The following is a 23,987-nucleotide window of genomic DNA, read 5'->3' on the forward strand; positions in this document are numbered from 1 at the left end:
ATATAATGGCTATTCACTCAGGCGCAGGCAAAACTGCTCCACAATCGGCACTGGTTAACGTACCTAAATTAGTATCTGCGTATTACTTAAATGAACCTGATCTTGAACAAAATCCAGAGCATTGTGTTGCCTTTGGTACCTCAGGCCACCGTGGTTGTTCTTACGATGTTAAATTTAACGAGTCACACATTCTAGCGATTACTCAGGCTATTTGTGATTACAGAAAACAAAATGACATATTTGGTCCGTTATTTTTAGGCAAAGACACACACGCATTGAGTGAAGCCGCATTTAACTCTGCAATAGAAGTACTTGTTGCGAATGAAGTGCAAGTGATCACACAAGAAGATGGTGATTTTACGCCAACACCAGTGATTAGCCATGCAATCGTTAGCCACAATAAGCTACACCCAAATGAATTAGCAGACGGGATTGTTGTTACGCCTTCGCATAACCCTCCTGAAGATGGTGGCTTTAAATACAACCCACCTAATGGCGGACCAGCAGATACCGACGTCACTAAATGGATTGAAGACAGAGCTAATCAACTTTTACTAGAAGATTTAGTTGAAGTTGAGTTATTCCCATTCGCTAAGGCATCGCGTTCTGGCTTTATCCGCTACGAAGATTTAATGACTCCTTATATTGATGACTTAGCAAATATCGTTAATTTAAAAGCAATTAGCGATGCAGGTATTAAAATTGGTATCGATCCACTAGGTGGTTCAGGTATTAATTTTTGGCCAGTCATTGCAAAAAAATATAATTTAGATTTAACCGTAGTTAATGATGTTGTTGATCCACGTTTTGCTTTTATGCCACTTGATAAAGACGGCAAAATTCGTATGGATTGTTCATCACCTTATTCAATGGCAAATCTTATTGCACTAAAAGATGATTTTGATGTGTCTATTGGTAACGACCCTGACTACGATCGTCACGGTATTGTAACGCCAGACGGCTTAATGAATCCAAACCACTTTTTAGCAGTGGCAATCGATTACTTACTTAAACACCGTGATTGGAATGAAACCGTAGAAATTGGTAAAACATTGGTTTCTAGCTCTATGATCGACAAAGTAGCTGCTCGTAACAACCGTAAGGTTAAAGAAGTACCAGTAGGCTTTAAATGGTTTGTTGAAGGCTTAAGCAAAGGCAAGCTTGCCTTTGGTGGCGAAGAAAGCGCAGGTGCTGCATTCTTACGTTTTGATGGCTCTGTATGGTGTACAGATAAAGACGGCTTCATTATGGGTCTACTCGCTGCAGAAATACTTGCTGTGACAGGTAAAACGCCATCAGTCCTTTATAAAGAATTAGAACAAGAGTTTGGTTCTCCAATTTATAAACGCCTAGATGCACCAGCCACAAGCGGTCAAAAATCACGTTTACAAGCATTGAGTGCTTCTGATGTAAAAGCAGATACACTTGCTGGCGAGCCTATTTTGCAAAAATTGACTCATGCACCAGGTAACGATGCTGCCATTGGTGGTTTAAAAGTGGTTACTGAAAATGGCTGGTTTGCAGCGCGTCCATCAGGTACTGAAGATATTTATAAAATATACCTTGAATCATTTAAAGGTGAAGAGCATTTAGCGTTACTTGAAAAAGAAGCTAAAAAGCTTGTAGATTCAGTTATAAGCTAACTTAATCTAATAATTTTAAAACGGCTGATTTATTCAGCCGTTTTCGTTTCTATACCTTGTGTATTTATAAAAATATATGCATAAGAGTCTACTCTCACATTATTTTTAAAGGGCTTATTATATGTCAGCCAATCCATCTTACTTAAATGAATTAAAACAAACAGGCGATTTTTTAACGCTTAGTCGTGACAACGAATGGCATTTAGATGCAGGTGAGTTTGTTTTAGATAATGGGACTCGTGTAAATATACACGATACCGGAGTCATTGAGTTTCAACCTGCTGTTATAACGTCAAAAGATGTAGTTTATTCAAGCGCTGTACACGGTAACGAAACTGCGCCAATTGAAATTTGTGATGCACTTATTAAACAAATTATAAAAGGCGAGCTGATACTTAAGCAGCGTGTTTTGTTTATTTACGGTAATCCACAATCAATTAATATTGGCCTGCGTTTTGTAGAAGAAAACTTAAATAGATTATTTAATGGTCACCATACAATTGAAGGTGTACCAATGAATAATGAGCGAAACCGCGCTGCAAAGCTTGAGCAGTACGTAAGCGATTTTTATACATGTGGCGAGCAAGGCAGTACGCGATGTCATTACGACTTACACACTGCAATTAGAGGCTCTAAAAACGAAAAATTTGCTGTATATCCATTTTTACATGGTAAGCCATGGAAAAAGTCGCAGCTACAATTTTTATTGAGTTGTGGTGTAAATACCGTGCTTATGATGAAATCTCCTGCAACAACATTTAGCTATTATTCGTCATTTATACACGGTGCTGATTCTTTTACGGTAGAGCTGGGTCAAGTTAAGCCATTTGGTCAAAACGATATGGCTCGCTTTGAAAAAACAAAGCAAACCTTAACTGCATTAATTAGTCAAAATGAAGTTAAATATCCTGAATTTAATGCAAACGATTTTGAATTGTTTGCTGTCCATCGCACAATAAATAGAACGCAGAACGATTTTAGCTTTCCTTTTTCTGACGATGCCGAGAACTTTACTGGCTTTGCGAAAGGTGCACTACTTGCAACCGACGGTGATACAGCGATTTACGCTGACGTTGAAGGAGAGGCTATTATTTTTCCAAATGCGAGCGTAGCATTAGGGCAAAGAGCACTCCTTACTGTTATTCCAATGGATATTGATAGCAATTTCGTCTAATTTAACTCATCAGACCACTAGTAACTTAAAGTTAACTATATGATTACTATTAATTAAAGTAACCGTATCGTTAACTTGCCACTTATTTAACCAGTATTTGCTTTTGTTTCGTCCCAGATCTGTTGAATAACACTTTACGTTAACGTAAAGTGTTGGCAGCTTTAATTAAAGATAGTGCAGATGTTGCAAAGTTTAACCAGCAACAATCACCCACAATAATAATTTAAAGGGGCACTGTTTTACCGACAACAAAAGAAGGTAGGTTATGAGTAATCCAAATAACGTATCGCTGAATATTAACCACGAGCTTGAATTTATTGATGGTCAAGCGCTTAATATTCCAACCCTTAGTATTTTAACTGAGGACGGCGACATTCATCCTAGTGCAACCGCACCTGACATTTCAAAACATACCGCTATTAAGTTATATGAAACAATGCGTTTTATACGTTTGTTAGATGAACGTATGCAAGGCGCGCAGCGCCAAGGCCGTGTTAGTTTTTATATGCAATGCCTAGGCGAAGAAGCCGCAGTTACAGCCTCTGCTGCTGCACTGGATCAAGACGATATGATCATGGCTCAATATCGTGAACAGGCAGCCCTGCATTATCGTGGCTTTACGCTTGATCAATTTATGAACCAAATGTTTTCAAATGAATTGGATTTAGGCAAAGGCCGTCAAATGCCAATTCATTATGGGTCTAAAGCGCTAAACTACATGACGATTTCATCGCCATTGGGTACGCAAATACCACAGGCAACGGGTTATGCATATGGCCAAAAAATAAAGCACATCGACGCTAAAACAGGCGAGCTTGCCAGCACAATTGATAATGTGACTATTTGTTACTTTGGTGAAGGTGCTGCATCTGAAGGTGACTTTCATGCCGGTTTAAATATGGCCGCTGTTCACAAAGCGCCGGTTATATTTTTTGCACGTAATAACGGCTATGCCATATCTACCCCTGCTGATGAGCAGTTTAAAGGCGACGGTATTGCGTCGCGTGGTGTGGGTTATGGCATTAAAACAATTCGTGTTGATGGCACAGATGCACTTGCTGTTTATGCGGCAACTAAAAAAGCACGCGAAATAGCCTCAACACAAGGTGAACCTGTACTTATTGAATCGATTGCTTATCGTTTGGGTGCGCACTCTACGTCAGACGATCCAAGTGGTTATCGCTCTAAAGATGAAGAAGCGAATCATCAAACGTGTCCTATTGATAAATTTAGAAAATGGCTGGTCAAGCAAGACTGGTTAAACGAAGAAGACGATATAAAAGCAAAAGAGTCGATTCGTGAAGAAATTTTAGCAGCGCTTAAACGTGCTGAAGTTGTTGCAAAGCCCGCTTTAGAAGAACTGGTATCTGACGTTTACGATACACCAATTCCATTACTGCAACGCCAGTACGAGCAACTAAAAGAACATATAAAACAGCATCCAGATGCTTACCCAGTAACCGCAGGGAGAATTAAGTAATGGCTAAAATGAACATGCTCCACGCAATTAACTCTGCTCTCGATATTACGATGAATGAACACCCTCAAGCCTGTATTTTTGGTGAAGATGTTGGTTACTTCGGTGGTGTATTTAGAGCAACATCGGGCTTGCAAGAGAAGTACGGTAAACATCGTGTTTTTAATACGCCTTTAACCGAGCAAGGTATTTTAGGTTTTGCTAATGGTTTAGCTGCTTTTGGTGCGCCTGCATTGGCAGAAATTCAATTTGCTGATTATATTTTCCCAGCGTTTGATCAAATAGTAAATGAAGCCGCTAAATTTCGTTATCGCAGTGGTAATGAATTTAATGTCGGTAACTTAACTATTCGTACACCTTATGGTGGCGGTATTGCCGGTGGTTTATACCATTCACAATCACCCGAGGCGTATTTTGCGCACACACCTGGTTTGAAAGTAGTTGTACCGCGTAACCCTTATCAAGCTAAAGGTTTATTACGTGCATCAATTAAAGATGATAACCCGGTCATATTTTTTGAGCCTAAGCGTTTATATCGTGCATCAATTGGCGAAGTGCCAGAAGAAGATTATAGTATTGAATTAGGCACGGCTGAAGTAGTACAAGAGGGGGCCGATATTACGCTTTTAGCGTGGGGTGCTCAAATGGAGATTATTGAAGATGCAGCAAAGCAAGCAAGTGAGCAAGGTATAAGCTGTGAAGTTATTGATCTTCGTAGTATTTTACCATGGGATGTTGAAACGATTGCTAAATCGGTTATTAAAACCGGCCGTTTAATCGTGAGTCATGAAGCGCCTATAACCAATGGCTTTGGTGCAGAGATAGCCGCGACAATACAACAAGAGTGTTTCTTGCATTTAGAGTCGCCAATTTTACGTGTATGTGGTCTAGATACGCCATACCCGCTGGCACTTGAAAAAGAATACGTACCGGATGCACTAAAAGTGTTGGCTGCAATTAAACAATCAATGGATTTTTAGGGGTTACCATGGCTAAAGATTTTATATTACCCGATATTGGTGAAGGCATTGTTGAATGCGAAGTAGTTGAATGGCTAGTACAAGAAGGCGATACCGTATCTGAAGATCAGCCAATTTGCGATGTTATGACAGACAAAGCATTAGTACAAATTCCGGCAGTGCATGATGGCGTTATTTCAAAGCTATATTATCTAAAAGGTGAGATTGCTAAAGTACATGCCCCTTTATTCGCTATGGATGTAGCAGGTGAAAGCATTAGCAATGAAGTAGTACAAGAGCCAGTACAAGCTGAAAATAAAACTAATGATGCAGCTGATGTGGTTGAGGACTTTATATTACCGGATATTGGTGAAGGTATTGTTGAGTGTGAGATTGTTGATTGGTTAGTTGCTGAAGGCGACGAAATAGAAGAAGACCAAGCGGTTTGTGACGTAATGACCGACAAAGCATTAGTACAAATTCCGGCAAAATATACAGGCACAGTAAAAAAACTATATTACCAGAAAGGTGAAATAGCAAAAGTACATAGCCCGTTGTTTCAAATGACAATTGCAGGCAGTGCAGCAAAACCAAATGTTGATATAAACCAAGCGGTCGTAAAGGCTCAAACTAATGCCGTCGCTGAAAAAGTTGCCCCTGTTAAAACACAGCAAACTGCTAAAGTTATCAATCAAAAAGCGGTTGCATCACCTGCGGTTCGTCGTAAAGCACGTGAGCTAGATGTTGATTTAACCTGTGTACCAGGTAGTGGTAAAAATGGACGTATTTACAAGCAAGATATTGAAGAGTTTGTAAAAGGCGAAGTGCCAAATACTATTGATACTTCACCGCTTAATAGCGATGCTTCTCAAAGTGCAGTACAAAACCAAACACAGAATCAAAGCGGTGGCGTACGAGTAGAGCAAATTAAAGGTATTAAAGCGGCCATGGCCAAGCAAATGGTAGCTTCGGTTTCAACTATTCCGCACTTTACGTTTAGTGATGAAATAGACTTAACACAGCTTATAGCTTTGCGTAGCGCTTTAAAAGAGCAGTATAAAGCACAAGGCGTTAAGCTCACCATGATGCCATTTTTTGTAAAAGCACTCTCGCTAGCAATGAAAGAGTACCCTGTACTTAATTCAAAAGTGAACGATGAATGCTCAGAGCTTACCTATTATAACGATCATAATATCGGTATAGCGGTTGATTCTAAAATTGGCTTGTTAGTGCCTAATATTAAATCGTGCCAGAGTAAAAGCATTGTTGATGTGGCAAATGATTTAACCCGTTTAACTCATTCTGCGCGAGAAGGCCGTGTTGCACCCGATGATTTAAAAGGTGGGACAATTAGCATCTCTAACATTGGTGCTATTGGCGGCACTATCGCGTCCCCTATAATTAATAAACCAGAAGTGGCTATTGTTGCGCTAGGTAAACTGCAGCATCTACCGCGTTTTGATGAAAGTGGGCAGGTTGTGAGTAAAGCTATTATGCAAGTGAGCTGGTCTGGCGATCATCGTGTTATTGATGGGGGCACTATTGCTCGTTTTAATAACCTATGGAAGTCTTACTTAGAAAACCCATCGGCAATGATGATGGCTATGAGTTAATAGCTAAATTGTTAATATTTAATAAAAACCAGCTTTTAGCTGGTTTTTTGTTTTAATGTCAGCTGTTTTTAATTAAGATACAAATGTTACTAAAAAGTAATTGGATTAACCCCGTTAGGGAATATAAAAAATAACACTAAGGAAATTTTATGGAACATTATATGAACGCGTTGCGTAGCTACGCAGATTTTTCAGGTCGTAATCGTCGTAAAGCATATTGGATGTTTGTATTATTTAACTTCATTTTTTCAGTAGTTTGTAATGCGATTGATGGTGTACTAGGTACAATGTTCATTGGCTCTATTTATAGCTTAGCGCTATTAATTCCTGGCTTAAGTGCTGGTGCTCGTCGTCTTCATGACACAGGCCGTTCAGGCTGGTGGCAGCTACTTTGGTTAGTGCCAGTAATCGGTTGGATTGTTTTAATTGTTTTTCTTGCGCAAGATTCGCACGAAGGTGAAAACGATTTTGGTCCAAATCCTAAAGAATTAGCAGTAGAACCAGCAACTGTATAAGTAAGAATAACTTAACATGTTGAAAGCTCAGCAATTGCTGAGCTTTTTTGTGTTTTTTAAATCTCATTTTTTAAATTTCAGCAAAAAAATACAACCCATAACCAACTATTAATGCGGGAATAGATGTATAAAGTGTAGCTATAACTGCAGCTTTGGGCGCCATTGCTATTGCTGGAAATAACGCATCACCATCGTTAGAAATTGCGTTTCCTGCTAAAGCACTAAAGGGAATAATGCCTTGAATATAAAGTGTTGTAACAATTATTTGCGGGCCACAGCCGGGTAAAAAACCAATAAGCACTGCAATTAATGGGGCTAAATAGGCGTAATGTACAAACCACGTTTTTAAATCAAGTCCTGCAATGTTAACCAAAATCTCAAATAGCATAAAAGAGGCTACAACCCATGCCGTTACAAAGTGGGTATCTTGTAATACTTTTATTATTTTAGAAGGGGGGTTACATGCATCGTCTTCTGATGTTACTTCTTGATAGCTTTCACCTCTTGACGAAAGCGCCCAAATACTAACAATAAATAAAGCCATTAATGCACCAAATAGCGTAATTACAGTACTTGTGCTTGAACCAAACTGTGAAAAATCAACATTAAACGCAATCAAAAAGGCAATTATAAGGCTTGGGATAATTGTTACCATCCAAACCGGTTTACTGATTTTAATAATGTTAGTTGAGAGTATTTTAATTTGGTGCTTTTGTTCTTGCGCTGTTGGGCGTAAAAAGTCTTTTTTGTGTATCGTATTAACCAGTAAACCACTGAATGTACCCACAACCAACCCTATTCCCATAATTAACAAGCCTTCAGTAGGGCGGGTAGCAAGTAATAAAAATGCTGCATCTCCCATTGTAGCTGTTAGCACAGCAACAATAGCACCAAAGCTTGCTTGGCCTTTTGTAAATTGAGTAACCACAATAATAGCGCCACCACAGCCAGGTAATGCACCTAAAACCGCTGCAAAGCTAATTTCTAAAATAGGGGACTTGGCACTTAAATAACTAAGCTCTAATTGAGGTAAGTGTTCTATAGCGTAGTAATAAATTAAAAGGGTAGCAGCAACAAACACACTCACTTGAAAAAATGCATCACTCAGTGCGGTCATTGTTATTTCGCGTAATTGCGGTATTGCAAGGCAAGTTAAAATAAATAAAGGCAGCAGTAAGCGTTTATTTTGGCTCAAAAATCGTTTTGAGGCAGGAGTAATAAAACCAATGTGAGGGAGTGAAATCATACAATGCGACCTAATAAATTAACTAGGTCACACTGTATATTTTAATCAAATGATAATCAATATCATTTGCATCTATTTAAATCGATTACTCTGTTTGAGTTTTTCGATAACCAAATCTAAGTTAGTTTAAATTTGAATTAAAGGCTGTGATTAAATTGGGCTACTTACGCTGAAATTCAGAGTTTGTATTCCACGTTGGCCACTGTTCTGTTTCAGAAATATCGAAACCTACCTTATAAAATAATTGTAAGTCTTGAACAGCACCCGATAAATCCCATTCATCACGGTAACGGTCACATGGTTGATGGTAACAACCGCGAAGTACTAAACTCATACGTTTACGGTAATTAGCCGTTTCTTCATCAGCAGCCACTGTGCCGCCACCTGCGTACATGGCCGGAATGCCCATGTTTGCAAATGCAAAGTGATCAGAGCGGTAGTAGCCACCCGATGATGGTTTAGGATCACCTGATATTGTTCTGCCTTGCTCTTTAGCCGCAGTTTCTAAAAACTCATCCATTTGTGATTTACCAATACCAACCACATTCATGTCTTTTACTTTGCCTAATAAATTTAAGCTATCCATGTTTATGTTAGCGACTGTTTTATTCGCTGCAATCACAGGATTTGCCGCATAGTATTTAGACCCTAATAAGCCTTGCTCTTCAGCAGTTACCGCTAAAAAGGTCATCGAGCGGCTAGGATGCTTAGGTAATTTAGTAAAAGCTTCAGCTACTTCAATAAGACCCGCTGTACCCGTTGCATTATCGTGAGCACCGTTATAAATTTGATCGCCTTTACGTGTTTTATCTGTGCCTAAGTGATCCCAATGAGCTGAGTAAATAACATGCTCATCTGGTTTTTCACTACCAGGTAAAGTGGCGATAAAGTTATATGACACCGATTTTTTAATCGTGTTTTTAATAGTAACAGAAGCAGTTAAATCGCCCATATCAACATGGTAAGCACCTTTGGCAGCATTCGTTTTAACGGTATCAAAATCTAAACCTGCTTTAGTAAAGAGCTCTTTTGCTACGTCAGTTGTAACCCAGCCTTCAACAGCTACACGGTCCATGTTGTTGTTTTCTTTTTGAAAACCAAACTGCTCGCCGCTCCACGAGTTTTCAACAACCGACCACGGATAAGATGCAGGTGCTGTTTCATGAATGATAATTGCACCTGCGGCACCACGGCGACTCGCTTCTTCGTATTTATATGTCCAACGCCCATAATAGGTCATCGCGTCGCCAGTAAATAAAGCAGGGTCTTTTGTTGCAAAACCCGGATCGTTAACCAGCATTACAACCGTTTTGCCCTTAACGTTTAAACCTTCGTAATCATTCCAATTGTATTCAGGTGCATTAACGCCGTAGCCCACAAATACAAGTTCAGAGTTTTCTATGCTTTCTTGAGCACTTATCCGACTGCTACCCATAACCATGTCTTTTTTGTATTGGTAGTCTTTACCGCCAATACTAAGCACCATGTTCGAATCAGCTTCTAAAGAAACTAATGGCACTTCTTGTAAGTAACTGTCGCCATTACCTGGTTTTAAACCTAAAGCTTTAAACTGCGCAGTTAAATAATCAAGCGTTAGCTTTTCGCCTGGTGATGAAGGAGCACGACCACCAAATTCGTCCGATGCAAGTACTTTTACATGTTTAGCCAGTTCATCAGCTTGGATACTGTTATAACCATTTGTTACATCAGTAGGTGTAATACTTGTTGTTGCGCAACCTGCTAAAACAGCGGTAGCGAGGAGTGTGAGAGAGAAATAATGTTTCATGTCAGCTCTTTTTTTGTTTTAAGTTGTGATTAGTATATTAACTTCTATTAAGTAGAACCAGTTTTTGCGGTAAACTTCTCGTAAATTATAGGCATAAATTGTTAAAGGTTTAAATGAAGCGTTTTACTCCCCCCGAGCAGTGGCAAATCAGTAGTTTAGAAACAGGTGCATTTGCGCATTTACGTGAGCTGTTTAAAGTTAACGAACTAACAGATTGGCCGGCGCCGCAGTGGTTTTCTCCATTTTTAACCGCTATTAATGCGAATAATATTCCTATTACTTTTGAAGATGATGCAAAGGTAGATTTTGGCGATCGTTATTACGAACAAGTTATTTTTGAAACGGGTGTTGTACCTACACGCAGTGAGAACTGGCATGACTTATTTGGTGGCTTTATTTGGTGTTTATTTCCTAAAACTAAAGCACTTATAAACCAGCGGCATGTACAAGATATAGCTGAACATGGATTACAACAGCGTACCAAACATCGTAATGCATTAACGCTCTTTGATGAATGTGGTGTTGTATTAGCTATAAGTGAGAGTAAATGGCAGCAGTGGCTTTGCGATCATCAATGGAAAACAGCATTTGTTGAACACAAACATGAGTGGGGTAAAACAATAAAACCTTTTATGTTTGGCCATGCTAATTATGAAATGCTCACCAAACCTTATATAGGTTTAACGGGTAAAGCATTGTTTGTTTGTGTACCGGATGAAATATTTTGTAAAGATTTAGTTACTCAATATCAGTACCTAGACCAAGCCCTTTATGAGATGATTAATACAGATAACTGCTTAGCCGATAACAAACAGCTTTCACCACTGCCTTTATTAGGTGTGCCAGGCTGGCATGACGAAAACAAAGACGACTCTTTTTACAACAATACAGATTATTTTAGAGCGAAACGAAGGATACGAACATGATAGAAGTTGCTGGGCTTAAAAAGAAATTTAAGCTAACTAAAGATCACAAAAAAAATAAAATAGACGACATCGACCCTCGTGAAGATAAAGATTATTTTCACTCAGTACGAGATGTGAGTTTTAGCTGCGCAAAGGGTGAAGTACTTGGATTGCTAGGCCCAAATGGTGCGGGTAAAACAACTACACTTAGAATGATTTCAACCGCGTTAAAGCCCGATGAAGGCTCAATAACAATTGCCGGAAACGACATTGTAAAAAAACCGCTACTGGGGCGTAAGTCTATCGGTTTTTTATCGGGCTCTACCGGTTTGTATGGCCGCTTAACTGTAAAAGAAAACATAGAGTATTTTGCAAAGCTCCACGGTATGAGCAAAAGCGATATTGCATCGCGTTGTGATGAGCTATTTACATTGCTTGATATGCATAAGTTTGTAGATAAACGCGCAGAAAACCTATCAACAGGTATGAAGCAAAAAGCAAATATAGCGCGTGCTGTTGTGCATCGCCCAGCAGTTGTTGTGCTTGATGAGCCAACAACGGGTCTCGATATAATGACCACGCAAACCGTTATTCAATTTATTAAGGGTTTAAAGGCGCAAGGTACTCCTGTTATTTTTTCTACCCATCATTTAGATGAAGTTGCACTTTTATGTGACCGAGTAGCTGTAATTAACGAAGGTATTAGCTGCTTTGACGGAACAGTAGATGAATTTAAACAAGCAGGTAATAGTGATGAGCTTAATCAAGCGTTTATGAACATATTAACGGAGAAACATGATGTTTGAGGTATTTAAAAAGGAATTAAGAGAGTTATTACGCGACAAAAAAACGCTATTATTTGTTGTTGCGCTTCCTGTCGCTATATTTCCGTTATTGTTTGCCGTAATGGCATTTATAAGCTCACAAGCAGCAATGGACGCAGAACAAAAAGTAAATACGTATGCCATTATTAATGGTGAATATGCACAAGAATTTACTGATAAAGTGTTTTATCACAAAAGTTTTGAGCTTTATAAAGGGGCTAAAACCTTTAATAACATTGAAGAGCTTAAAGCTGGTGTTATAGCTGGCGATATTGATATGGGTATTTATTTACCAAGCCATGCTGAGCAAACACTAGATAATGGTGAACAAAGTCAGTGGCAGGTTGTTTTTAACGATTCAAAATCTATTAACTTTTTATTCGAACGCGTCAAAGAGCTAGCAAAAGAATACAGTGACGTACTGCAAACTCAAAAGCTAATCAGTTTTGGTATTGAAGAGTCTGTTCAAAAATCTATTCTTAACCCAATTGAAGTAATTAAGGTGGATACAGCCGATAAACGTGAAAACCTTGGCGAAAAAATTGGCGGTTTTTTACCTTACTTACTTATACCATTAGTACTAATGGGGGCTACTTATCCCGCTATTGATTTAGGCGCTGGCGAAAAAGAACGCGGCACGCTAGAAACACTCCTACTTACACCTATTACGCGTACAGAGCTGGTGCTTGGTAAATTTATAACTTTGTTAACTACATCCATTGCCTCCACAACCATAACGGTCTTAAGTATGGGCTGCTGGATAGCACTGGCGTTAGCATTTGCCGATCTAGATTTTATTAAAGCGGCATTTAGTACATTAGCGGTAACCGATTTACTGATGATATTTGTATTGCTACTGCCTGTGGCTGCTATATTTTCGGCTTTGGCACTGGCTATATCTATTTATGCACGTACGTTTAAAGAAGCACAAAACTATATGGCCCCCTTAAGTATGGGCGTGTTTTTCCCTATTATTATTTCAATAATGCCAAATATGGAGCTTACTGCTAAAACAGCATTCATTCCTGTTACAAACGTGGCTTTAGCAATTAAAGAAATAGTAAAAGGGACTGTTGATTACACATTTGTAGGCTTAATATTTTTAGCAACTGCAATCATTGCAGCCGGACTACTGGCATTTTGCGTTAAATGGTTTAACAGAGAAGATGTGCTGTTTAGATAATAATATAGATTTAGCACTCTAAAAATATATAAAAGGTAGCATTGGCTACCTTTTATATTTTAAAGGAATGATTGCTTGAAAAAACTATTTTATAAGCTGCGTGAGTCGATATGGGTACTCTCATTCATTTATAATTCATATAGAGAGAGTGCTCTAAATAAAACTAATGATTTAGTCTTTTTATTATAAAAATTATAACGATAACCGATTAGTTAGGTGGTCCAATTCTTTCGTTAATGCTCTATACTAATAACAATAAAAATTTATGGTGAAGGTAAATGTTGAAAAAGAATAATTTTTTGAATGTGACAAAAAATAATAGACTAATGCTCGTTGCAACAATAATATTTGTTCTTATAGCTTTACCATCTCTGTATTTGTTTGACCAAAAAGTAAGAAGTGATGTTTATAATTCAGCCCAAATAGAATTAAAACGTGAGCTTGAAACAAAAAGCCTTTCACTAAAAAACCATCTTAAAGATAGTGTTACCGCTATTCGCTTTTTAGACGCAACGCCCCCGATTAAAGGCATTACTCGCGCCACTGAAAACAAGAAAATAGATCCCTTGTTAGGCACGCACATCGACGTTTGGGAAGAGCGCTTAGCGAGTATTTTTAGTGGTTTTATGCGCACAGACGACAGCATACTTCAGGCTCGCTATATTATTCTCGCAGATGGTGGGCAAGAAGTTGTCAGGGTTGATAGAAACCAACTCGGAGAAATTAATCGACTGCAAGGTCTGCAATTACAAAAGAAAGGCCAACGCGATTACATGATAAAAGCGAGTATGCTCGATAATAAAAGTGTTTATATTTCTCCAATTAACTACAACCGTGAAAATGGGCAGATACAAGAACCTTATATAAGTACTTTTCGTGTAGCTAAGCCTGTTTTTGATGAAAAAAATAAAATTTTTGCAATATTAGTCACTAACTACTTTGCTGATAAATTAATAAAAAGTTTAACGGTTGAATCTCCACAAGGAACACAAATTTACCTAATGAATAATGAAGGTGAATTTTTATATCATCCAAACTCTCAATTACGCTTCGGTTTTGAATTTAATAAAGCAAAAACATGGACTGAAGAATTTTCCACTGCAAGCACAATGGCAGAGCAAGGCACTTTACCGCTAAGTAATTACCCAATTGCTTACACGTTAAAAAAACGTATTTCGTTTGATGGTGATATTGCGATGTTACCTTTAGAGCTTGGTGTAAGTGTTGATACTAAAACGTTGTTTGCAAAGGTGAACGAAAGGCGTCAAAACTTTATTGCAATGCTAGTGGTATTCTTTAGCGTATTTTTAGTTATTGCCTTTTTATACCAACGTTTTATAAACCGTAAGTTGTTAATTAATTCTCTAAAAGAGCAAAACAATAAAGTAATAGAAAATTCTTTGGATGCTATTTTTACAATTGAGCAAAACGGCGAAATTGTTCACTTTAATAATACAGCTAAAGAGGTTTTCGGTAATTCAATCTCAGGCACTAGCCCTGACTTTGTTTCTTTATTTAACTTAAATGAAGCCGATAATAACTGTATAGAAGAGACTATTTCAAACGGATCAAAAATGCCGTTTGAAGCTATCTACACAGATGGTTATGGCAACAAACAATACTTTTCAATTACACTCAGTAGTATTTTTGATGTCTACAATAACCGTTATCAGGTAGCGGCTATTTTAAGAAATATTAGCTCATTAAAAAATACTCAATCAGAGCTTGAAGGCTTAAACAGTACTTTAGAGCTAAAAGTATCACAAAGGACTGTTGAGCTAGAGCGAGCAATTGATCAAGCATTAGCAGCGAGCCAAGCAAAAAGTGACTTTGTAGCAAATATATCTCACGAAATACGCACACCGATGAATGGCGTTTTGGGTATGCTTGAAATGCTCAAAGAAGATGGCTTAAGTGAACAACAATACCATTACTTAAAATTAGCTAATAGTAGTGCTAACTCTCTGATGAATTTGATTAACGATATTCTCGATTTTTCTAAAATAGAAGCGGGTAAGCTTGATATTGATAATCATACATTTGATGTTGTTACAGTATGTAGCGATATGATTAGCTCTTTAGCGTTACAGGGCCAGCGCAAAGGTCTTGAAGTGTTTTTAGATACAAAAGATGTAGTAGATAGAATGGTTATTGGCGACAGCCATCGACTTAAACAAATTTTAATTAACTTAGTTAATAATGCATTTAAATTTACTCACCGAGGTGAAGTAAGTTTAACTGTCGGCTCTAAGTACATTACCGACTCAAAGTTATTAATGAGCTTTACAATAAAAGACACGGGAATTGGTATAGCGCCAGAGAACATAGACAAACTATTTGAAGTGTTTACACAAGAAGATTCAAGTACAACCCGCCATTTTGGTGGTACAGGCTTAGGCTTATCTATATGTAAAAAACTTGCTCAGTTAATGGGTGGTAATATTACGGTTATAAGTGAAAAGGGTGCTGGTAGTACCTTTACCGCAACAGTTGAGCTACATGTAGCACAAGAGAAAAAATTAAACACAGGTATTGAGCTTGCTACAAGTATTAACGTAGCGGCATTAATAGCGCGCGATAACGTTTATAAAAACGTGTGCGATTTATTGCTACTAACCTGTAAAGTAAATGCAGAAAACATTGTAAGACTCGACTACTTTAGTGAGCATAAAGAGTTTGAAGCTGACTTATTATTGATTGACGATGAGCATCCTCAAATTGATGCGTTAATTGATTACTGTAAGCAGTTTAATAAAAAGTACGTCTTAATTTTACGCGACATGGTGACCGATAAACCGACTAAAATGATATTACCTGAGGGTAGCCACATTCTAAATAAACCGCTTACCCAAGATCAATTTAGCTATAAGTTAGCCAGCTTATTTGGTGCCAGTAATGATTGTATTATAGCGCCACCAAAAGGCTTAACAGAAGAACAAGTAGAGCCTGATTTGTCTGCTTATCATATATTATTAGTAGACGATAATATGATTAATATTGAAGTTGCTAAGGCGATTTTAAAACGCACTAAAGTAAAAATCACCTGTGCATCAGACGGTGTAGAAGCATTAGAAGCATTGAGAGAAAACACAGAGCAAGCTTTTGATGTTATTTTAATGGATTGCCAAATGCCTAATTTAAATGGCTACGATACAACAAGTGAAATCAGAAATAGTAAGGCCGGGGTAGACTACACTTACATACCTATTATTGCTATGACAGCAAGCGCAATGGAAGGTGATAGAGAACGTTGTTTAACTGCAGGCATGAACGACTATATTACTAAACCAATCAAACCAAGAACGCTGAAAGATAAGTTAATCACCTGGCTAAGTTAATCGTTATTAGATGAGAATCAGCTGCTTATGCAGCTGATTTTTTTGGTTTAGCATCCGTTGATATATTTAACCTTGTTATGTCGGCGCTATCGAGTACGGTTTGTGTGTCTGACCAATGTAGTAATTCAATTTTTCCATCTTGCTGCTCTACCAGCGCCGTACAACTCTCAATCCAGTCTCCATCGTTACAATACATAATTCCGTCATCTACTTTTATTTTGGGATGATGAATGTGTCCACAAATAATACCGTCTACGTTTTGCTTTTTAGCTTCATGAATTGCGGCATCTTCGAAGGCTTTAATTGCTTCACGTGCTTTGTGTACGCGAGCTTTTATCCATGATGCAAGCGAGTAGTAATTACCACCAAATAGCTTTCGAATACGATTGGTCCAGCGGTTTAAAAATAATAAAAAGTCGTACCCTGCATCACCTGCGATACTAATAAGTTTGTTATAGCGTGTCGCGGAATCAAAGTCATCACCGTGTACGAGTAAAAAACGTTTATTAGCTTTAGTGGTGTGAATAAATTGCTGGTGGATTTCAATACCAAATAACGTTTGATTTATATAGTTTCTAAACGTTTCGTCATGATTACCGGGAATATAAATGACGCGTGTACCGCTAGCTGCTTTTTTTTGTATAGAGTTTAATACTTGATAATGCGAAGGGTGCCAATAAAACTGACGTTTCATTGACCATAAATCAATAATATCACCCACTAAATAAAGTGTGTCGGATTCTACCGAGTTTAAAAAATCGAGTAAGTAATCTGCTTTACAGTCTTTGTAACCTAAATGAACATCAGATATCCAAATAGCAGGGTAGTGTTGCTTCTTAGTGTTTGCGCCATTACTCATTTTCATTCCCTAAAGTATCGAGTGTAATAGTTAAATAACCTGAACTCTGGTTAAGAGATTTACTAAGGTATTGAATCATGGTGATATTTAAATTTATTTTCTCTAGCCAGAGATTTTCAGTGAAAACAAGGCGAATTTACGCGTCAATAGCGAGCCTATTGCAAGTAAATTCAACGCAGTTAGCGCTGAAAATAGCTGCTCGAGATAGATTTATTATCCAGAGTTCAGGTTAAATACTTTAGGGAATAAAAATGACAATTATACGACAGTAATACTAAAGCTAAATGACACATGTAAAATTTAGATATAAAAAAACCGCTTTTAAAAAGCGGTTTTAAAATTACTTATAAGTATTTTTAGCTTAACCTTTAACGGCTGCTTTAATTGCATCAATTGCTGTATCGATATCAATCATTAGCTTTTCACCTGTACGGCGGTTTTTAAGCTCAATTTTGTTTTCGTCAAGGTTACGCTCACCAATTACTAGCGTAAATGGCACACCAATGAGTTCCATATCGTTAAACATAACACCAGGGCGCTCTTTACGGTCATCAAATAACACATCAAGACCTGCATCTTTTAAACCTTGGTAAAGGTTATTTGCAATATCAGGAATACGATGCGATTTGTGCATGTTCATTGGAACAATTGCTAAATCGAATGGCGCGATTGATTTTGGCCAAATGATCCCGTATTGATCGTTGTTCTGCTCAATAGCAGCAGCAACAATACGTGAAACACCAATACCGTAACAACCCATAGTCATGGTTTGGTTTTTACCACCTTCGTTTAATACACCCGCTTTCATCGCTTCTGAGTATTTAGTGCCAAGTTGAAAAATATGACCTACTTCAATACCACGTTTAATTTGTAAAACGCCTTGGCCACATGGGCTCATATCGCCTTCAACAATATTACGAATATCAGCAACTTCGTAATCAGTTACGTCACGATCCCAGTTAATACCGCTGTAATGCTCGTCGTCTTTATTTGCACCGGCAACAAAATCAGCAAGTATGTTAGCTGCTCTATCAACAATAATAGGCATTGATAAGCCGACAGGACCTAATGAGCCAGGTTTTGCGCCAATAGCAGCAACAATATCTGCCTCTGTTGCCATTTCAAGCGGAGAGTCTACTAATGGGTGCTTTTCAGCTTTTAGTTCATTTAATTCGTGATCGCCACGCAGTACTAAAGCTACTAAACCGCGTACTTCGTTTTCATCAGGCGTACCATAAACAATTAACGTTTTAACACCGCGATGTGGCTTAACACCGTAGTGTTTTTTAAGCTCGTTAATCGTTTTAGCGTCAGGAGTTGGAAACGCTTTAAGCTCTTTTGATGCTTCAGGGCGAGGCTCGCTTGGTGCCAGTGCTTCTGCTTTTTCAATATTAGCGGCGTAATCACTGCCATCACTAAACGCGATTGCATCTTCGCCCGACTCAGCAAGTACATGAAACTCGTGCGATACGCTACCACCAATAGAGCCTGTATCGGCTATAACAGGGCGGTAATCAAGGCCTAAACGCTCAAAAATATTACAATATGCTTTGTGCATCGCTTGATAAGTCGCATCTAAACACTCTTCACTTAAGTGAAAAGAGTAGGCATCTTTCATTGTAAACTCACGAGCACGCATTACACCAAAGCGAGGACGACGTTCGTCGCGTACTTTAGTTTGTACTTGGTATAAAGTAACTGGTAATTGCTTGTAGCTGCTTATTTCTTTACGTACGAAATCAGTTATTACTTCTTCGTGTGTTGGGCCAAGTGCAAACGTACGGTTATGACGGTCTGTAAAGCGCATAAGCTCAGGACCAAATTCATTCCAACGGCCAGACTCTTCCCACAAATCAGCAGGTTGAATAACAGGCATTAGCATTTCAATTGCACCCGCTTTGTCCATCTCTTCACGTACAATGTTTTCTACTTTACGTAGCACGCGTAAACCAGAGGGTAACCAAGTGTATAAACCCGAAGCGACGCGACGGATCATACCGGCTCTAAGCATTAACTGATGCGATACGATTTCAGCATCTGATGGCGTTTCTTTAAGTGTTGCGAGTATATATTGGCTTGTACGCATGTTTTTTCCGAAATAGAGTAATTATATTCTTTTAATAGAGCTTAAGTTTACCAGCGGATGCTTTTACACTAAAGCGCTAAGTGAGTTATTTAGTTTTTTTCTATGCTTGTTACTAAGTTATGTGCATCATTAACCTGCCAGCGAATATTAAAGTCATAGAGAGTCATCCCGTAGCTTTGCATTTCTTCTTTTTGTTTTTTATAAGCAGGGCGAGGATCTTGTTTTAAAACATTGGCTATAAAATCATGTAAGTCTGGGTATTGTGTTTGGGCATTAACAAACTCAATTGCCTGAGGGCTAAATTCAACCGTCATTTGTGTTTCAGGGCGCGTGTCAGCAAAGCCAGCACTTGCATCCGGCATAGAGTCTGAATACGGCAAATACGGTTTTATGTCAATAATCGGTGTGCCATCAAGTAAATCAATGCCAGCGAGTAATAAGCTAAGTTGTCCGTTTTTATATTCAATACCTTCAAGTTTTACGGCGCTCATTCCAATTGCGTTTGGTCTGAATGTAGCACGGGTCGCAAATACACCTTTTCGCTCATTGCCACCCAAACGAGGCGGGCGCACCATAGCAGAATAACCTTTATCAGCTGTTCCATGAAAACGAAATAACAACCAAATATGAGTAAATTCATCTAAACCACGTACAAACTCTTCGCGATTAAAATCGGGGGCAAATATAAGCTTTGCTTTAGCTTGTGGCACTAAACGTGGTTGCCTAGGTATAGCAAACTTTTGTTTATAAGGAGATTGAATGTGGCCAATAGCCGAAATGGTGTAATCGCTCATAGTACTCGGGTACAAATAAAATAGAGCGCTATTCTACCCGCATTTAGCATTTATGGCATTAATGTAAGCAAGTTTATTGCGTATACCAATTTTATTAAAAATATGATTATTCTACTGCATTAAATAGCGCACTTACTTTGTTAAAAATTATTCTTAGTTGACTGTATGGATGCAGGAGGTAGAACAATGCAGGGAGCAATTAGTGATAACAACTATATATTATAATTTTGCCTTGTTATTGCGCTATTTTCTTAGTGCTATAATAGAACACCTATTTAATGCACTTGGCATTATAGAGCAAACGGTTTAAAGTTTTTTATTAGACTGATTGGTTTATATTAATATATTTAAAAAGAGCCTAAAACAAAAAAGGTAAGCCCTTGGGCTTACCTTTTATACATGCTAAAGACTAATTAAAACATGTATTGAACTGATACAGACGCTACATCCATATCTGGGTCAATATCGTCATCAAGTTTATAGCGTTCGTACTCTAAACGAAACTGTACATTTGTTGTAAGCGCGTATTCAATACCAGCGCCGTAAAATGCATCACCACCATCTGTAGACGCTGATACGCCACCTACTGGTAAATCTTGTGTGTAATCTGCATCCCATTCAAGCCAACCGCCTTTTGCATACACAGAAAAGCTTTCTGTTATAGGGTAGCCCAAACGTGCGGCAAGCGATACGCCATCAATTTCAGCTTTGCTGTCTATATCACTTACTTCATCAAAGTTTTGATAAGCAAGCTCTAAGCTTAAGTACTCGTTAAATTGTGCACCAACGTAACCCTTAAGCATTTGTGCATCGTCGTCAAAGTCAGTGTCGTTGTCACTGTCTTCAAATTCAAAAGAATATTGACCGTAACCGATACCAGTATAAATACGTGGAGAATCGAAATCAGAAATGTCAGCGTGTGCTGCAGAGTTAAAACCCAGTGTTGCTAGTGCAATAGCTGAAAGAGAAAGTGTTTTAATCATTGAATAGCTCCTTTACAAAAAATAATCAAATGCTTGATTTCATTAATCAAACTTCAATTATCTACTTGCAGCGAGCGTGCCAATATTAAAATGAATTAAAAACACGCCTTAATTAATTCTTTTGTATTGGTTTTTACGGTGTTTAGCGTGTTTTATAATCAAAGTGAACTTTTGTGTAATTGAGTACTCTAAAATAAGTTGTATCTTTTACAAAGTATAATGAGTTTTTTACATAGCCTGACTTTATTTAAACTAGTAATTACACTGTATGAAGCAAGTTTTCTGTTTCAATTGCTATTTCTTTCATTTTTATAGCGTAATTTTCTAATTTAATATCTTCTTCTGTTACAGCTTTAAACGAAGGCACTTCTATTGGGTAGCCCGTTTCATCCATAGCAATAAAGCTGATAACACAATGATTTGTTTCAACCATATTTTGTGTTTTTGGATCGCCACAACGCACTTGTATAAATATTTGCATACTACTTCTACCCGTATGGGCAATTTTAGCTTCTACTTCGACTATTTGACCTACTAGAATTGGGCGTCTAAATTTAACACCCGCAACTGAAACCGTTACGCAGTAGTGACCACTCCAACCCGCAGCACATGCATAGCCTGCTTGGTCAATCCATTTCATGACGGCCCCACCATGAACTTTACCACCAAAATTAACATCGGTAGGCTCTGCTAAAAAACGAAAAACAACTTTTGACGACGGCATAGATAACACTCTTATTATTAAAACTACTATTAGCATAACGTAAAAAAGGGGCCGAAGCCCCTGCAATTTAGGATATGTTTATAATTTATATGTAAAAAAAGTGATTATATGTGTATATAACGCATAATTTAGTTACATATTAGGGTAGTTTGGCCCACCAGCACCTTCTGGGGTTACCCAAGTAATGTTTTGGCTTGGGTCTTTAATATCGCAGGTTTTACAGTGCACACAGTTTTGGGCGTTAATAACAAACTCTTTATTGCCTCCTATTTCTTGTACTTCGTAAACGCCTGCTGGGCAATAACGTTGTGCGGGTTCATCAAATTTAACTAGGTTTACGTTAATAGGAATTGACGCATCTTTGAGCTTTAAATGACAAGGCTGTGATTCTTCGTGGTTAGTATTTGATAAAAACACACTTGAGAGTTTATCAAAGCTAAGGTGTCCATCTGGCTTTGGGTACGCTATTTTGTCAGCGGCGTTAGCATCAACAAGGGTTGAATGATCGGGCGTATTATCTTTAAACGTAAAGGGTAAACCACCATTAAAAATGTTTTGATCAAGCGTGTTATACGCACCCCCTATAAACTTACCGAGTTTGTGCATTGCAGGGCCAAAGTTACGAGATTGATATAACTCTTTATATGCCCACGATTTCTCAAACGCAGTTTGATAATGAGTTAAATCGGTATTTGCCAACTCATTTTGCAATGCTTCAAAAATAACCTCAGCGGCAATCATTCCCGATTTCATTGCAGTGTGATTACCTTTGATTTTTGCAAAGTTAAGTGTGCCTGCATCACAACCAACAATTAAGCCACCCGCAAAATGCATTTTTGGTAATGAATGCAAGCCACCTTTAGCAATAGCACGTGCGCCGTAAGCAATACGTTCGCCACCTTCTAGTACGTCTTTAAATACTGGATGGTGCTTCATTCGCTGAAACTCATCGAACGGGCTTAAATGTGGGTTCGAGTAATTTAAATCAATAATCAATCCAACAACAACTTGGTTGTTTTCACTGTGATACATAAATGCACCACCATTAGTATCGCCGCTAAGTGGCCAACCTGTACCATGAACAACTTTGCCAAGCTCATGCTTACTTTCATCAATTTGCCAAATTTCTTTAAAGCCTAAACCGTAATGCTGCGGCGATGAATCTGCATCAAGTGCAAACTCATTAATTAGCTGCTTACCTAAATGACCTCGGCAGCCTTCTGCAAATATGGTGTATTTTGCACGAAGCTCCATACCTGGCATGTAACCGTCTTTTTCATTACCGTCTTTGTCGACACCCATATCGCCAGTAATAATCCCTTTTACTGCTTTATCTTCAATTATTAAAGAGTGAGCACTAAATCCTGGAAAAATCTCTACGCCTAAGCTTTCAGCTTGCTCTGCTAGCCATCGACATACATTACCCATAGATACAATGTAGTTACCATCATTATGAAATGTTTTTGGCGTAGCAAAGTGGGGGATTGATGTCGCTTTTTGCTCGTTATTAAACCAATAAATTTCATCGTTGGTTACTTTGGTTGTAACCGGTGCGCCAAGCTCCTGCCAATTTGGTAGCAGTTCATCCAAAGCTTTGGTTTCAAAAACAGCACCAGAGAGTACATGTGCACCCACTTCAGAACCTTTTTCGACTACGCAAATCATGCACTCTTGTTGTTTTTCTTGTGCTAGTTGCGCGAGTTTAATTGCACTTGAAAGCCCCGCAGGGCCAGCGCCAACAATTACTACATCAAATTCCATGGTTTCACGTTCGACCATAATAACCTCTTTATCTATGACGGACTTATTCGAATGTTTACTACGCATTTAAATAAGGTGTACAGCCTATTTTTAACCTTGCAAATTAAACGTTACAGA

18 protein-coding genes are annotated in these 23,987 nt (G+C 38.2%); 10 read left to right on the top strand and 8 right to left on the bottom strand.

Translation table 11 applies throughout. The features are described from left to right. Nucleotides 1–5: 5 nt before the first annotated feature. The 6 genes from pgm (at nt 6) to I6F54_RS07680 (ending at nt 7,381) form a co-directional block, all read left to right on the top strand. Nucleotides 6–1,643 (top strand): phosphoglucomutase (alpha-D-glucose-1,6-bisphosphate-dependent), encoded by a 1,638-nt coding sequence (pgm, locus tag I6F54_RS07655; RefSeq protein WP_165741148.1) that lies wholly within the window; start codon nt 6–8, stop codon nt 1,641–1,643. Nucleotides 1,644–1,764: 121 nt separating this feature from the next. Continuing rightward, nucleotides 1,765–2,817 (top strand): succinylglutamate desuccinylase, encoded by a 1,053-nt coding sequence (astE, locus tag I6F54_RS07660; protein ID WP_197140595.1) that lies wholly within the window; start codon nt 1,765–1,767, stop codon nt 2,815–2,817. 265 nt (nt 2,818–3,082) lie between these two features. Continuing rightward, nucleotides 3,083–4,297: a thiamine pyrophosphate-dependent dehydrogenase E1 component subunit alpha gene (locus I6F54_RS07665; protein ID WP_024596866.1), complete on the top strand. Its 1,215-nt coding sequence runs from the start codon at nt 3,083–3,085 to the stop codon at nt 4,295–4,297. Then, on the top strand, nt 4,297–5,274 hold the full coding sequence (locus I6F54_RS07670) for an alpha-ketoacid dehydrogenase subunit beta (protein WP_008171214.1): 978 nt from the start codon (nt 4,297–4,299) through the stop codon (nt 5,272–5,274). Before I6F54_RS07665 ends, I6F54_RS07670 begins: the two co-directional genes overlap by 1 nt. A gap of 8 nt (nt 5,275–5,282) precedes the next feature. Continuing rightward, entirely contained in the window at nt 5,283–6,866 is a 1,584-nt protein-coding gene (locus I6F54_RS07675; RefSeq protein ID WP_165727888.1) for a dihydrolipoyllysine-residue acetyltransferase, read from the top strand. A 149-nt stretch (nt 6,867–7,015) separates the two neighbouring features. Then, a complete protein-coding gene (locus I6F54_RS07680; RefSeq protein WP_165741375.1) occupies nt 7,016–7,381 on the top strand; it encodes a DUF805 domain-containing protein in 366 nt (121 codons plus the stop codon). Between the two features lie 70 nt (nt 7,382–7,451). On the opposite strand, the gene I6F54_RS07685 is transcribed toward I6F54_RS07680, so the two are convergent. Together I6F54_RS07685 and I6F54_RS07690 are read right to left on the bottom strand one after the other, a co-directional pair. Then, entirely contained in the window at nt 7,452–8,627 is a 1,176-nt protein-coding gene (locus tag I6F54_RS07685; RefSeq protein ID WP_165741320.1) for a putative manganese transporter, read from the bottom strand. Between the two features lie 160 nt (nt 8,628–8,787). Next, nucleotides 8,788–10,413 carry a M28 family metallopeptidase gene (locus tag I6F54_RS07690; RefSeq protein WP_165741321.1) on the bottom strand — a complete coding sequence of 542 codons (1,626 nt, stop codon included), beginning with the start codon at nt 10,411–10,413 and terminating at the stop codon, nt 8,788–8,790. A 113-nt stretch (nt 10,414–10,526) separates the two neighbouring features. Between I6F54_RS07690 and I6F54_RS07695 the strand changes: the two genes are divergently transcribed. The 4 genes from I6F54_RS07695 to I6F54_RS07710 all read left to right on the top strand — a co-directional run bounded on the left by I6F54_RS07695 (nt 10,527) and on the right by I6F54_RS07710 (nt 16,663). Continuing rightward, entirely contained in the window at nt 10,527–11,339 is an 813-nt protein-coding gene (locus I6F54_RS07695) for a DUF3025 domain-containing protein (RefSeq protein ID WP_165741322.1), read from the top strand. Beyond that, nucleotides 11,336–12,124, top strand: a complete 789-nt coding sequence (locus I6F54_RS07700; RefSeq protein WP_007586825.1) for an ABC transporter ATP-binding protein — start codon at nt 11,336–11,338, stop codon at nt 12,122–12,124. The genes I6F54_RS07695 and I6F54_RS07700 overlap by 4 nt, the downstream gene beginning before the upstream one ends. Then, nucleotides 12,117–13,325: an ABC transporter permease gene (locus tag I6F54_RS07705; protein ID WP_008171197.1), complete on the top strand. Its 1,209-nt coding sequence runs from the start codon at nt 12,117–12,119 to the stop codon at nt 13,323–13,325. Before I6F54_RS07700 ends, I6F54_RS07705 begins: the two co-directional genes overlap by 8 nt. Nucleotides 13,326–13,651: 326 nt before the next feature. Then, on the top strand, nt 13,652–16,663 hold the full coding sequence (locus tag I6F54_RS07710) for an ATP-binding protein (protein WP_442960970.1): 3,012 nt from the start codon (nt 13,652–13,654) through the stop codon (nt 16,661–16,663). A gap of 25 nt (nt 16,664–16,688) precedes the next feature. Here the strand turns inward: I6F54_RS07710 and I6F54_RS07715 are convergent, their stop codons facing one another. From I6F54_RS07715 to I6F54_RS07740, 6 genes are all read right to left on the bottom strand, one after another. After that, entirely contained in the window at nt 16,689–17,522 is an 834-nt protein-coding gene (locus I6F54_RS07715; RefSeq protein WP_165741799.1) for a UDP-2,3-diacylglucosamine diphosphatase, read from the bottom strand. Between the two features lie 361 nt (nt 17,523–17,883). Further along, nucleotides 17,884–19,608 carry a proline--tRNA ligase gene (locus I6F54_RS07720; protein ID WP_165741928.1) on the bottom strand — a complete coding sequence of 575 codons (1,725 nt, stop codon included), beginning with the start codon at nt 19,606–19,608 and terminating at the stop codon, nt 17,884–17,886. Between the two features lie 89 nt (nt 19,609–19,697). After that, on the bottom strand, nt 19,698–20,402 hold the full coding sequence (tsaA, locus tag I6F54_RS07725) for a tRNA (N6-threonylcarbamoyladenosine(37)-N6)-methyltransferase TrmO (RefSeq protein ID WP_165741930.1): 705 nt from the start codon (nt 20,400–20,402) through the stop codon (nt 19,698–19,700). Between the two features lie 413 nt (nt 20,403–20,815). Then, nucleotides 20,816–21,385, bottom strand: a complete 570-nt coding sequence (locus I6F54_RS07730) for an outer membrane beta-barrel protein (RefSeq protein WP_007586810.1) — start codon at nt 21,383–21,385, stop codon at nt 20,816–20,818. A 259-nt stretch (nt 21,386–21,644) separates the two neighbouring features. Continuing rightward, on the bottom strand, nt 21,645–22,109 hold the full coding sequence (locus tag I6F54_RS07735) for an acyl-CoA thioesterase (RefSeq protein WP_007586808.1): 465 nt from the start codon (nt 22,107–22,109) through the stop codon (nt 21,645–21,647). A gap of 132 nt (nt 22,110–22,241) precedes the next feature. After that, nucleotides 22,242–23,888 (bottom strand): electron transfer flavoprotein-ubiquinone oxidoreductase, encoded by a 1,647-nt coding sequence (locus I6F54_RS07740; protein ID WP_165741278.1) that lies wholly within the window; start codon nt 23,886–23,888, stop codon nt 22,242–22,244. Nucleotides 23,889–23,987: the final 99 nt, after the last annotated feature.

It is taken from the genome of Pseudoalteromonas sp. SWXJZ10B, from assembly GCF_015864475.1.
GTDB lineage: Bacteria > Pseudomonadota > Gammaproteobacteria > Enterobacterales > Alteromonadaceae > Pseudoalteromonas > Pseudoalteromonas arctica.